A 12,323-nucleotide genomic window follows, 5' to 3' on the forward strand; every position below is an offset into this window, starting at 1 on the left:
AATGATCCTCCAGTCACGCGCTGTTCAAGCGCGTGGTCCCATTTTTATTGGTAATTCTTCCATGATGGCTTTTGCGGCATTACGCACATCTGCAGCCCATGCTTCTAATTTTTCGACGGGCACCCGATAGCAGGGAGCCGTGACAGATAATCCGCCAACAACACTGCGGTCTTCGGTAAATACCGGCGCTGCTATGCAATGAATTCCCGGTTCGTGCTCTTCCCGGTCATATGCGTTTCCGCTAGCACGAATCTCGTCAATCTCTGAAAGGACGGCTTGCGGGCTTGTCAGTGTTGTAGACGTAAACTGATTGAAATTTACATCGGATAGACGCGCTATTATTTCTGCATTGGGCAGAGCTGAAAGACCAGCTTTGCCAACTCCCGTACAATAACAGGGGGATGAGTTGCCAACCTGGCTATGCATCCGTACTGCTTGCCGTGACTCAACTTTATCAAGGTAGATAACTTCGGCGCCCTTCAAAATGCCAAGGTGAATGGTTTCACCTGTAAGCTCGTGCAATGCTTTGAGGTGAGGCTCGGCGATTTCGCGAAAACCGTTGCTGCTCCAAGCGCGTGCAGCGAATTTCAAAAACCTGAACCCTAATGAATATGATTGATCCGCATTGATCTCCAGAAGACCTTCTTCAAGAAGATTCGAAACTTGGCGGTGCAGGGTTCCGCGCGGCTGATCAATGCAGTTTGTAAGGTCGCGGAACCGCATTGGCGTGTCCGATACTGCAATTGCTTCCAATACAGCAACAGCCTTGCCGAGTGTTCCGGTGTCATGATCGATTTTCGTACTGGCCATTCGTTCCCTCATACCCGATGCGGCATTGTCTGGCCGTATCGAACTCTTGACATCATGGCAGGTATATTCCAATAATTCAACATAGTCAAATGATGTTCCATTATTTGGAACATAGTTGATTGGGAAATGTGTTTCGCTTTTTAGGTTGGGCGAAGCTTAGGGTCGGGGCCGAAAGGCCTGAATTAAATGCGTGGTGGTCACGCTCTATATTCTTTTGGGAGGAAGTTTGAGATGAAATCTCTTTTAAAGTCCACAATCATAGCAGCCGCCGCTGCGGCTTTGATGACGGGAACGGCGTCTGCAGGTGATCTGGTCATTAACTTTGATGATCCGAATCCGGCGCCAAAAGCCGGTTTCGAGGCAGCGGTAGAAGCTTTTAAGAAGGCAAATCCGGACGTTAATGTTACCGTCAACATCAATGACCGCGAAGCGCACAAGACTGCAATTCGTAACTTTCTATCTGCTGACGCGCCGGACGTAACTGCCTGGTATCCAGGTAACCGTATGGCGCCGTTTGTGGATGCTGGACAGTTTGAAGATATTTCAGATCTTTGGGCGTCTGATCCTAATCTTTCAACGTCGTTCGAGGCCATCAAGCCGACAATGACACGTGACGGTAAGCAGTGGGGCGTTCCTTATTCGTACTATCAGTGGGGCATTTACTACCGCAAAGACATTTTTGACGATAACAATGTGTCTGTGCCTGCAACATGGGATGAGCTGCTGACAGCATGTGATACGCTGAAAGAAGCTGGCGTTACGCCATTTACAATCGGCACCAAGTTTCTTTGGACTGCGGCGGGTGTATTCGACTATTTGAACCTGCGTACAAACGGTTATGAAGTTCACAATGATCTGACTGCCGGCAAAGTGAAATACACGGATCCGCGCATTAAAGAAACATTCGCAAACTGGCAGACAATGTTGGAGCGCTGCTCATTTGTTGACAATCACGCCACTATGTCATGGCAGGATGCTGTCGCCCCATTCGCAAAAGGTGAGGCTGCAATGTATGTGATGGGTAACTTTGCGGTTGCCGCATTTAAGGATGCCGGTCTGACAGAAGACCAGATCGATTACTTCCAGTTCCCTGAAATCACGCCGGGTTTGGCACGCGCCGAAGAAGCACCGGCTGATGCTTTGTTCATTCCTTCGAATGCAAAGAATAAGGAAGATGCGAAGAAATTCCTGTCCTTTATAGCGCAGCCGGAAATTCAGGCCGAGTGGAACAAGACAATCGGTCAGTTGCCGCCGAACTCAAAATCTGAGATTGCCGATGACAAGTTCATCCAGAAGGGCTTTGAAACAGTGTCAACGGCATCCGGACTTGCACAGTTCTATGACCGTGATGCACCTGCCGAAATGGCAAAAGCTGGCATGGAAGGCTTTCAGGAGTTCATGGTGAAACCTGATCGTTTGGACGCTATTCTTGAACGTCTCGATAAGATTCAGGCGCGCGTTTACGAATAATCGCATTTGACAAGTCACGGCGGGCTTCGTTTTCAAAGCCCGCCCTTCCTGCCAAGCAAGACAAAGTGTGCATTGATTTGAAATGCGTCAAATTGTTTGGCTGAAAGAGCAGATCGTGTGGGAGAGTTTCAATGTCTACTGTCGAGAGCACAGACAATGCGGATATCGTTGCCGCAGTAGATAATCGTAGCTGGTTCAGAAAAAACCGCCTAGCTATTGCTCCTTGGTTGTTTTTAGCACCCGCCATCATCTTTTTTCTCATCTATGTGATTTTACCAATCTTCCAGTCAATCTGGATTTCATTTTATGAATGGGACGGTCTGGGTGAAGCAACATGGCTTGGTCTTGGCAATTATATCGAGCTGCTGGACGACGACCGTTTTTATACCTCCTTATGGAATAACCTTTTATGGCTGTTCCTGTTTCTGCTGGCGGTGCCTGCCGGTTTGTTCATCGCTTTATTTTTAAATCAGACCGTCTTTGGTATGCGGCTATATAAATCGCTATTTTTCTTCCCTTTTGTTATATCTCAAGTTGTCGTCGGCCTGATTTTCACATGGTTCTACAATCCGAATTTCGGCATTGTTGCTGAAATCTGGGGTTGGTTTGACGCTTCGCCACCCTCAATTTTGGGTGATGAGCGATATGTGACTTACGGCATTATTTTCGCCGGTCTCTGGCCGCAAATAGCCTATTGCATGATCCTGTATTTAACGGGTCTGAATAATGTTTCACCCGATCAGGTTGAAGCAGGCAGGCTCGACGGGGCCAAGGGCTGGAAAATGCTCTGGTATGTAATCCTACCGCAATTGTGGCCTGCGACTTTTCTTGCAATAGTCGTAACGGTGATCGGCGCATTGCGCTCCTTTGACATGATCGCAATCATGACACAGGGCGGCCCCTACGGTTCATCGAATGTTTTATCCTACTTCATGTACGAGCAGGCTCTGTCCGAATATGGGTTCCGCATGGGCTATGGTTCGGCAATCGCCGTCGTGCTGTTCCTGATCATGCTAGTGTTTATCAGCTATTTTCTCTGGTCAATGTATCAGGAAGAAAAGGGAGGTCATTGAGATGTTTCCCCGTCCTATCGAAAAATCTTCTGTCGGTGTTCAAACCGCCTATAAGATTTTCCTGCCGATTGCATTGTTTATATGGTTGTTACCGCTTCTGGCTATTTTTATGACATCCGTGCGCTCTGCTGCGGATATAAATTCGGGTAATGTTTTTGGCTGGCCGACAGACTTTCAAATCATTGAAAATTATACAGCTGTTTTCACACAATCAGACGCGGTCACATATTTTCTAAATTCGATAAAAATCACATTGCCGACGGTTGCGATCTCCGTAGCGCTGGCATGTCTGGCCGGATATGCATTGGCGATTTACCGTTTTAGAGCGGCATTACCGTTGTTTTTTGTATTTATTGCCGGAAACTTTGTGCCGTTTCAAATTCTGATGGTGCCGGTTCGCCAGTTGTCCGTGGAGACAGGGCTATACAACACAGTCACAGGACTGGTTCTTTTCCATGCTGCTTTCCAAACCGGATTTTGTACGCTGTTCATGCGCAATTTTATCAAGGCATTGCCGATGGAACTGATCGAATCCGCGCGTATTGATGGCGTTGGTGAATTCAGAATATTCTGGCACCTTGTCTTACCGCTTGTCCGACCTGCGATTGCTGCATTGTCTGTGCTCATTTTTACGTTCATCTGGAATGATTTCTTCTGGGCGACGGTGTTGACCAATGGCGAGGCTTCCAAGCCAATTACGGCGGGCGTTCGCGCGCTGAATGGTCAATTTGTCAGCCAGTGGCATCTGGTGTCGGCAGCCTCGCTTCTTGCTGCGGTGCCACCGGTGCTCATGTTCTTCCTGATGCAGAAACACTTTATCGCCGGTCTCACACTTGGCGCGACAAAAGGCTAACCAAATTGTCTAACTACGAGAATACATTGCGGCTCGACGGTTGGTCTACGACACTCGTCTTTGCTTGGAATGACGGTATTCCAGTGGTCATTTACCACGGTGAAAAGCTGCAGTCTGATATTGACCTTGATGTGTTGACGGATATCCATGCGCGACCCGTCACACATGGGTCGCTGGACGATAATTCTCCGATAAGCCTTCATCCCGAATTAGGGCGCGGTTTTCTGGGCCATCCGGGCCTTATAGGACATCGGGTCAAAAGTGATCAGCCTGGCTGGGCAGGACAGTTCATCTTTTCACGGCGTATTGACCGGCCGCACGGTGTGACATTTGGCATGGTTGATGCTGCACGTGGCATGGAAATGGAGATCAGTTGCGATCTTGATCCGGAAACCGATGTTGCGGTTTTTGCGGCAGAACTGTTCAACGTGGGTGATGCTCCGATTTCAGTCGACTGGCTGTCTGCACCGGTTGTGGTGCCTGCACAGCAATATTCACAGCATCTGTCCTTTCATGGCCGGTGGTGTGCAGAATTCCAGATCGAGCGCCAGCCGATACCAATGGGGCTGACCAAACGCGAAAACAGACGCGGCCGGACATCGCATGAAGCATTTCCCGGGCTTATACTTCTGAATGCGAAAACCGATGATGAGTCAGGTCCGTGCTTGGGTATGCATCTGGGCTGGAGCGGTAATCACCGAATTGTCCTTGAGCGCCTTTCCACGGGCGATGTTCAGGTGCAAATGGGTGCATTGCTGTTTTCCGGCGAAGGCATGATTGAACCAAAGCAATCAATGAAAACACCGGACATTTTTGTTGCCCATTCATCGAACGGCCTCAACGCGCTTAGTCAAAAATTCCACCATCATGTTCGCAAGAATATTCTCAAATTTCCGGTAGCGGACAAGCCAAGACCGGTGACGGTCAATACGTGGGAAGCGCTCTATTTCGATCACCGGCATGACCGTCTTTGCGCTTTGGTTGATGCCGCTGCCGATATTGGTGCGGAGCGCTTTGTACTTGATGACGGATGGTTTCGTGGCCGAAATGACGACACCTCAAGCCTGGGTGATTGGTATCCCGATGAAACCAAATACCCGGCTGGTCTTGGACCGTTGGCTGAATATGTTCAATCCAAGGGACTGGAATTCGGGCTCTGGATTGAACCGGAGATGATCAATGAGAATTCCGACCTGTTTCGAAAACATCCCGATTGGGTTCTGGGCTTAAGCGCCTATCCCAACATAACAGGCCGCAACCAATTGGTGCTTGATATCGCTAACCCGTTGGTGAGTGATTATATTTTTGAGACAATCGCGCCATTGATTGAAAATCACGGAATAAAATATCTGAAATGGGATATGAACCGTGATCTGGTGCTGCCGGGGGATCAGTCGGGACGCGCCAATGTTTATAATCAGACCGGGGCACTTTATGCGCTTATGGACCGGTTCCTCGAAACTTTTCCGGAATTGGAAATTGAAAGCTGTGCTTCGGGCGGTGGCCGTGTTGATTATGGAGTGTTGGCCCATACTCATCGATTTTGGACATCTGATTCAAACGATTCTGTTGAACGCGCGCGTATTCAAACCGGTTTTTCCCATTTCTTTCCTCCCGAGGTAATGGGCGCGCATGTCGGCCCTGCCTGGAGCCATACTTCAGGGCGCGGACTTCACGCAGGTTTTCGCGCGCTTGTTGCCAGCTATGGACATATGGGCATTGAGGCTGATCTGACAAAAATGTCGGAGGATGAGCGCCAAATTATGCGTGATGCAGTGGCGCGCCATAAACAGGACCGGAAGATATGGCATACGGGTAAGTTTTACCGCGTGCGAACTGTAGATGACGGTTTGATCGGTGCCTTGGCGGTATCAAAAGAACAGGATCAGGCGCGTATGGTTTTGATGCAGCTTGAACGGCCTCGCTCAACAATTCCCCCGCGCATATATGTGCCGGGCCTCAATGAGAAGGCTGCATATAAAGTGCGTGTCCAAATGCTGACCGAGCAGGTTAAAAAAGCCAATCGCTCATTTGCTAACCCTATTTTTAATGATGGTTTTGAGCTGACAGGCGCTGCATTGGCTGTTGTCGGCTTGGGTTTGCCGTCACTTTATGCTCAGACCGGGCTGGCAATATCAATAGAGCAGGTTGGAGAGTAAAATGACACAATTTCCTATTTTCCCGGATTTGAAAGACGCTTCAGTTCTCATCACAGGCGGCGGTTCCGGTATAGGTGCAGCTTTGACTGAAGGTTTTGTCGCGCAAGGGGCAAAAGTGTCATTCATTGATATTGCGGATAAGGCAAGCAGCAAACTGTGTGCCAGTCTTGAAGAGAAATACGGCATATCACCGCTTTACATCAAAGCTGACCTCGCTGACGAGGCAGCGATAAAAGATGCTGTAAACCAAGCTGTCGAGGCACATGGCCCCATCACAGTTCTGGTGAACAATGCTGCATGGGATGACCGCCATGAAATAGCAGATGTCGATGCCGCCTATTGGGACAAAAACGTTGCCATTAATTTGCGGCACCAGTTTTTCACGATTCAGGCTGTGGTCGAGGGAATGAAAGCGGCAGGTGGCGGTGCCATCGTCAATTTCACCTCAACGTCATACATGCTCAATATCGGTGATATGCCGGTTTATACAGCGTCAAAAGGCGGTGTGGTTGGCTTAACCAAAGGTCTTGCCGGCAAGTTGGGACCAGACAAGATTCGTGTAAATGCGGTTGCTCCCGGCTGGGTGATGACCGAACGCCAAAAGGAATTGTGGGCTACACCGGAAGGTGTTGCTGCGAATCTGCAAAGACAAAGTTTGAGGCATGAACTTCAGCCCGTTGAGATGGCGGGGCCTTGTCTGTTTCTTGCATCAAAGTCGGCCAGTGCAGTGACAGCGCAGGTTCTCATTGCAGATGGTGGTATTTTGTGATGCATAACCGCGCAGCCGTCATTGCTGTTGATTGGGGAACGTCACATTTGAGAATGTGGCCATTGGACCGGTCCGGCAAGGCACTTGATTGCCGCAAGTCTGCTGATGGTATGCGTACCGTGGCGAAAAATGATTTCGCAGCGGTGATGGATCAACATCTCAAAGCTCTTGGCGTGCCGGATGATATTCCTGCCATCATGTGCGGCATGGTTGGTTCGCGTCAGGGATGGCAGGAAGCGCCCTATGTTTCTGTGCCCTGCAATATTGGTGATCCGGCTTTAGGCGCCGTAAAGATCAAAAATACAGCGCGCGACATACGCATATTACCCGGCATTGCAAATCGAAGCACGGAAAACGCGGATGTGATGCGATCTGAGGAAACGCAACTACTAGGTCTCGCAGACCAAATGGGGAATGCTCTTTCAGGGCTCGTCTGTATGCCGGGAACCCATGCCAAATGGGTGCGTGTTGAAGAACAGCGTGTCTTGGATTTCTTTACATCGCTCAGCGGTGAACTGTTTGCAGCGCTTGGGGCAGCATCAGTCCTCAAACATGCACTTGACGGTGCAGGCGGAGATATTAATGCCGATGGCAACATGTTTGTCGAGGGTGTTAAGCAAAGCCTTGATGAACCGGCAACGGTCTTAAACAGGCTGTTTTCAGTGCGCCCCAAAAGTTTGCTGCATGATTTAAACAATGACGATGCCGCCGCGTTTATTTCAGGGACAATCATCGGTCAGGATATTGCCGGAGCCAAAGCACGGTTTGGTGATACAGGGACGGTGACGCTAGTGGGTAGCGGTCATCTGGGAGCGCTATATACCTCAGCCCTCAAGATTGCTGGACTGTCTTCTCAAATAGTGAGCGGCGATGAACTTGCAGTTGCAGGCCTTGCCCATGCTGCGCGATTGATCTGGCCGGAGCGCTTTAATACAATTTAATGGAGTTGATTAAATGACCACGAATGTAACGGCCAAATGGCCGACCATGGAACGCGGCTTGGTGGCTATTTTGCGCGGCGTGAAACCGGATGAAATTGAGCCAATCGCTGTTGCATTGATTGAAGCCGGATTTGGTTCGCTGGAAATACCGCTTAATTCTCCTGATCCGTTTAAATCGATCGAAAAGGTTGCGGCCAAACATGGCGATAAATGCCTGATTGGTGCGGGTACTGTTCTGACTGCCGAGAATGTCGATCAACTGGCCGATGCCGGTGGTAAATTGATGGTGTCACCGAATATCGACGAGGCGGTTATGGAGCGTTGCGCCCATCATAAAATGGTAACAATGCCCGGTGTGTTTACTCCGACAGAGGCGTTTAAGGCCATCAAGCTCGGCGCATCGGGGCTTAAGTTTTTCCCGGCCAGCGTCATTGGTGCGGACGGGATCAAGGCCATGATGGCGGTCCTTCCCAAAGGAATTACAGTCGGAGCCGTTGGTGGAGTATCCGACGTGGATTTTGCAGATTATGGCGAAAACGGAATTTCGGTTTTTGGCTTGGGTTCATCAATTTACAAACCGGGCCTTTCTGCCGATGAAATTAGTGAACGCGCGATCAAAACTGTCGCTGCATATGATGAGGTATTCGGCTGATCATGACAGAAACATCAATTCTCTCCGACCATCGCTGTACTTTGGGTGAGGGCCCATTTTACTGCACACGCCGAAACACGCTTTTCTGGTTCGATATTCTCGAGAAGAAACGCTATCAGCACGATTTTGCATCGGGTAAACAAAGCGTTGTTGATATGCCTGAAATGGCAAGCGCCATGGCTGTTCTTGATGATGAGAATGATGTGATCTTTACAGAAACCGGACTCTGGAAGCGTAATGAAAAGTCTGGTGAACTAACAAGCATCGCACCAATTGAAGCTGATAATCCATTAACGCGCTCCAACGATGCCCGCGTTCATTCTTCCGGTGCGTTTTGGTTGGGAACGATGGGCAAAAAGGCACAGGAAAAAGCCGGTACAATATATCATTATTATAACGGGACATTGACGAAGCTGTACGGCGATATCACGATTCCCAACGCGATATGTTTTTCACCTGATGGCAATACGGCTTATTATACCGATACCGTGACAGATAAATTGATGAAGGTAAGCGTTGAGCAAAGCACAGGCATACCGAATGCTGAACCTGAAATCTTCGTTGACCACAAGGATAAAGAAGGCGGGCTTGATGGGGGCGTTGTTGATGCTGACGGCAATATCTGGATTGCGCTTTGGGGCGCAGGCTGTGTCAATTGCTATTCAAGCGACGGTCAGTTGAAGGCAACATACGAAGTTGATGCGAAGCAACTGACCTGTCCGGTATTTATTGGTGATGGCAGGATTGCTGTGACAAGCGCTTTTGAAGGTATGAGCGAAGCCGACAAGGCAGATGATCCGAATGCCGGAAAGACCTTTGTGCTCGATGTCTCGGTACCTGCAAAATTTGAGCCTCTGGTGCGTATTTAAACTTCAGGAAACAAATCATGGTGAACCCGCCTAAGCAAACAATCGGAGTTTGTTATTACCCAGAGCATTGGCCGGAAAGCCGCTGGGACGAAGACGCGCGCCTTATGGTTGCAGCGGGCATCACTCATGTGCGTATTGGTGAATTTGCTTGGAGCAAGTTAGAGCCAAATCCCGGTGAATATAGGTTCGACTGGCTGGATGCCAGCTTTGAGGTATTGCACCGTCATGGCCTTAAAGTCGTTCTTGGTACGCCAACGGCAACGCCGCCCAAATGGTTGGTTGACCAGATGCCTGACATGTTGGCGGTTGATGAAAACGGGCACGTGCGTGGGTTTGGCTCCCGCCGTCATTATTGTTTCTCGCATGAGGACTATCGCAAAGAGTGCGCGCGCATTACAACGCAGTTCGCAAAAAGATATGGAAACCACCCTGCGCTGATCGCTTGGCAGACCGATAATGAATATGGCTGCCATGATACGGTTATCAGTTTTTCTGAGGCCGCTCTGAAAGGTTTTAGAAATTGGCTAGCACAAAAATACCAGTCACCTGATGCGATGAACCGCGCTTGGGGGAATGTGTTCTGGTCTATGGAGTACCGCAGCTTTGATGAAGTTGAGTTGCCAAATCTGACCGTAACGGAAGCCAACCCGTCCCATTTGATGGATTTCAGGCGCTATTCATCCGATCAGGTGAAATCATTCAACAAGCTGCAAACAGACATCATCCGCAAATATTCCAGTGCGCCTATCGGCCACAATTTTATGGGGTCTTACACGGATTTCGATCACTATGCTGTCAGTGAAGATCTGGATATCGCCACGTGGGACAGCTATCCGATCGGCTTTCTTGACCGCGACAGCTCCGATGATGAAAATAAAGCACGCTATCTGGGTGTCGGAGACCCTGATTTGCAGGCGTTTCATCATGATCTTTACCGCGCCTGCGGGCAGCAGCGAAATGGCGCAGCCGACGGCCGCTGGTGGGTGATGGAACAACAACCCGGTCCGGTAAACTGGGCACCATATAATCCTGCGCCATATCCGGGCGCGGTAGAGCTTTGGGCTTGGGAGGCGTTTTCTGCAGGGGCAGAACTTGTCAGTTATTTCCGTTGGCGTCAGCCATCATTTGCGCAAGAGCAAATGCATGAAGCGTTGTTGCTGCCGAATGGTGAATTTAACGAAGGCTACCATGTTTGTGAAAAGGTCTCCAAGCTTTTAGAAAGCATGGAGGCTAAAGCGCAGGTCGAACGCGCTGACGTTGCGCTGGTGTTTGATTATGAAAGCCAGTGGGCGTGGGAAATCCAACCGCAGGGCAGGGATTTCTCCTATATCGAACTGATCATGCGCTATTATCGTGCACTGCGAAGGTACGGCATCAATGCTGATGTTATTCCGGCAACAAAGGAAGCGATCGCGAACCGTAAACTGCTTGTCATGCCCGGTATGTTTAATGTTTCACATGAATTGGCCGAGGCGCTTGCAAGCAGCAAGGCCACGATTTTAGCCGGTCCGCGTTCAGGCTCTAAGGATGAGAACTTCCAGATCGTTCAGGATCTACCGCCGGGCGCTTTACGCGAGTTGATGGATATTAAAATTACCCGCGTTGAAAGCCGTCCGCCAACGTCTCCGGTGCCTTTAGAGGATGATTTTGCCTTTGAAGGCTGGCGTGAGTTTGTCACGGCTGGAGAGGAGGTTTCAGCTTCAATGCGCTCTGAAGACGGCCATGATGGCGTTTTTGAAAATGACCGCATGATTTATTTGGCAGGCAGACCCAATGCGCCATTGGCTGATCATATCATCAAGACTGCTTTGGAAAAGGCCGGCATTGTCGCCGAAAGACTACATCGGGATATAAGATTGCGTGACAATAACGGTATCCGCTACATTTTTAATTATGGGCCTGAAACCGTGGATTGCAGTGAGATTATTGGAGGCAGCGAGCTCGAATTTGGTGAAGTCAAATTGGTGCCGCGCAGCGTGACAGCTTTTCGATTATAATTTTCAATTAGGCCTTTAAGTCTATTGTTGAGATGGCAAAAGCGTTTTAGTCAGGGACATGACTATTCTTGCCATCGATACCGCTGCAAACTTTTGCGCTGCCTGCCTTTATGATCCGCACAGTCAAAAAGTGCTTGCACAAAAAAGTGAGGATTTGGGCCGGGGCCATGCCGAGCGTCTTCTATATCTTATTGACGCGTGCTTCACGCATGCGCAGCTTTCGCCGCAGGATTTGACAAGGGTCGCGGTGAGCGTTGGTCCAGGTTCATTCACCGGTATTCGGGTCGGAGTTGCATCAGCCCGCGGGCTCGCTCTTGCGGTCAAAGTTCCTGTGGTGGGCGTGACAACCTTTAGCGCTATTGCCGATGAGTATCTTGCTAAAGCTCCTATTGGCGATTTTGCTGTGCTTCTCAAAGGGGGAAGAGGGCAGATATTTGCGCAAAAATTTTCAAAGGCAGGCGATGAGGATCAGACTCCCTTTATTATTACCGATGCTGGTGATTCTAAAATGTGTGAACCCTTAGAAAATCTGCACTCTTTTATCGGGAATGCCGCAGATGATTTTGATGAAGCCCGTGCTGTTGCCGGTTTTGATCGGGCCACGGGCAATATACAGACATATGCAAAACTGGGTGCGACGAGCACTCTGCCACCCAAACCACTATATTTGCGTTCCGCAGATGCAAAAATAAATGCAAACTTTGCTCTGCCTTATGCAGCGGTGACCTGA

General features: G+C 49.5%; 11 protein-coding genes. 10 read left to right on the plus strand and 1 reads right to left on the minus strand.

Annotated features, from left to right (window positions below):
* Nucleotides 1–24 precede the first annotated feature (24 nt).
* Nucleotides 25–810, minus strand: coding sequence for an IclR family transcriptional regulator (locus tag SU32_RS05960; RefSeq protein WP_082376487.1), 786 nt, complete (start codon nucleotides 808–810; stop codon nucleotides 25–27).
* 231 nt (nucleotides 811–1,041) lie between these two features.
* Here SU32_RS05960 and SU32_RS05965 point away from each other — a divergent pair, with 231 nt between their 5' ends.
* From SU32_RS05965 to tsaB, 10 genes are all read left to right on the plus strand, one after another.
* Entirely contained in the window at nucleotides 1,042–2,280 is a 1,239-nt protein-coding gene (locus SU32_RS05965) for an ABC transporter substrate-binding protein (protein WP_053998435.1), read from the plus strand.
* Nucleotides 2,281–2,411: 131 nt separating this feature from the next.
* Nucleotides 2,412–3,353: a carbohydrate ABC transporter permease gene (locus SU32_RS05970; RefSeq protein WP_053998436.1), complete on the plus strand. Its 942-nt coding sequence runs from the start codon at nucleotides 2,412–2,414 to the stop codon at nucleotides 3,351–3,353.
* Nucleotide 3,354: 1 nt separating this feature from the next.
* Nucleotides 3,355–4,206 carry a carbohydrate ABC transporter permease gene (locus tag SU32_RS05975; protein WP_053998437.1) on the plus strand — a complete coding sequence of 284 codons (852 nt, stop codon included), beginning with the start codon at nucleotides 3,355–3,357 and terminating at the stop codon, nucleotides 4,204–4,206.
* Between the two features lie 5 nt (nucleotides 4,207–4,211).
* Nucleotides 4,212–6,365 (plus strand): alpha-galactosidase, encoded by a 2,154-nt coding sequence (locus SU32_RS05980; protein WP_053998438.1) that lies wholly within the window; start codon nucleotides 4,212–4,214, stop codon nucleotides 6,363–6,365.
* A gap of 1 nt (nucleotide 6,366) precedes the next feature.
* Nucleotides 6,367–7,134, plus strand: coding sequence for an SDR family NAD(P)-dependent oxidoreductase (locus tag SU32_RS05985; RefSeq protein WP_053998439.1), 768 nt, complete (start codon nucleotides 6,367–6,369; stop codon nucleotides 7,132–7,134).
* The gene (locus SU32_RS05990) at nucleotides 7,134–8,075 is read left to right on the plus strand and encodes a 2-dehydro-3-deoxygalactonokinase (protein ID WP_053998440.1); all 942 of its coding nucleotides are present in this window, start codon (nucleotides 7,134–7,136) and stop codon (nucleotides 8,073–8,075) included. The genes SU32_RS05985 and SU32_RS05990 overlap by 1 nt, the downstream gene beginning before the upstream one ends.
* Nucleotides 8,076–8,088: 13 nt before the next feature.
* Nucleotides 8,089–8,727, plus strand: coding sequence for a 2-dehydro-3-deoxy-6-phosphogalactonate aldolase (locus tag SU32_RS05995; RefSeq protein WP_053998441.1), 639 nt, complete (start codon nucleotides 8,089–8,091; stop codon nucleotides 8,725–8,727).
* Between the two features lie 2 nt (nucleotides 8,728–8,729).
* Nucleotides 8,730–9,596, plus strand: coding sequence for an SMP-30/gluconolactonase/LRE family protein (locus SU32_RS06000; RefSeq protein WP_053998442.1), 867 nt, complete (start codon nucleotides 8,730–8,732; stop codon nucleotides 9,594–9,596).
* 17 nt (nucleotides 9,597–9,613) lie between these two features.
* Nucleotides 9,614–11,593, plus strand: a complete 1,980-nt coding sequence (locus SU32_RS06005) for a beta-galactosidase (RefSeq protein ID WP_053998443.1) — start codon at nucleotides 9,614–9,616, stop codon at nucleotides 11,591–11,593.
* A gap of 58 nt (nucleotides 11,594–11,651) precedes the next feature.
* Nucleotides 11,652–12,323 carry a tRNA (adenosine(37)-N6)-threonylcarbamoyltransferase complex dimerization subunit type 1 TsaB gene (gene tsaB, locus SU32_RS06010; protein WP_053998444.1) on the plus strand — a complete coding sequence of 224 codons (672 nt, stop codon included), beginning with the start codon at nucleotides 11,652–11,654 and terminating at the stop codon, nucleotides 12,321–12,323.

Source organism: Ahrensia marina (genome assembly GCF_001293565.1).
Lineage (GTDB): Bacteria > Pseudomonadota > Alphaproteobacteria > Rhizobiales > Rhizobiaceae > Ahrensia > Ahrensia marina.

Bases quoted from the DNA above. Each gene is read 5' to 3' on its own strand.
- SU32_RS05995 (WP_053998441.1), top strand. From the start codon at position 8,089: ATGACCACGAATGTAACGGCCAAATGGCCGACCATGGAACGCGGCTTG.
- SU32_RS05970 (WP_053998436.1), top strand. From the start codon at position 2,412: ATGTCTACTGTCGAGAGCACAGACAATGCGGATATCGTTGCCGCAGTA.
- SU32_RS06005 (WP_053998443.1), top strand. From the start codon at position 9,614: ATGGTGAACCCGCCTAAGCAAACAATCGGAGTTTGTTATTACCCAGAG.
- SU32_RS05985 (WP_053998439.1), top strand. From the start codon at position 6,367: ATGACACAATTTCCTATTTTCCCGGATTTGAAAGACGCTTCAGTTCTC.
- SU32_RS05990 (WP_053998440.1), top strand. From the start codon at position 7,134: ATGCATAACCGCGCAGCCGTCATTGCTGTTGATTGGGGAACGTCACAT.
- SU32_RS05975 (WP_053998437.1), top strand. From the start codon at position 3,355: ATGTTTCCCCGTCCTATCGAAAAATCTTCTGTCGGTGTTCAAACCGCC.
- SU32_RS05965 (WP_053998435.1), top strand. From the start codon at position 1,042: ATGAAATCTCTTTTAAAGTCCACAATCATAGCAGCCGCCGCTGCGGCT.
- SU32_RS05960 (WP_082376487.1), bottom strand. From the start codon at position 810: ATGGCCAGTACGAAAATCGATCATGACACCGGAACACTCGGCAAGGCT.
- tsaB (WP_053998444.1), top strand. From the start codon at position 11,652: ATGACTATTCTTGCCATCGATACCGCTGCAAACTTTTGCGCTGCCTGC.
- SU32_RS06000 (WP_053998442.1), top strand. From the start codon at position 8,730: ATGACAGAAACATCAATTCTCTCCGACCATCGCTGTACTTTGGGTGAG.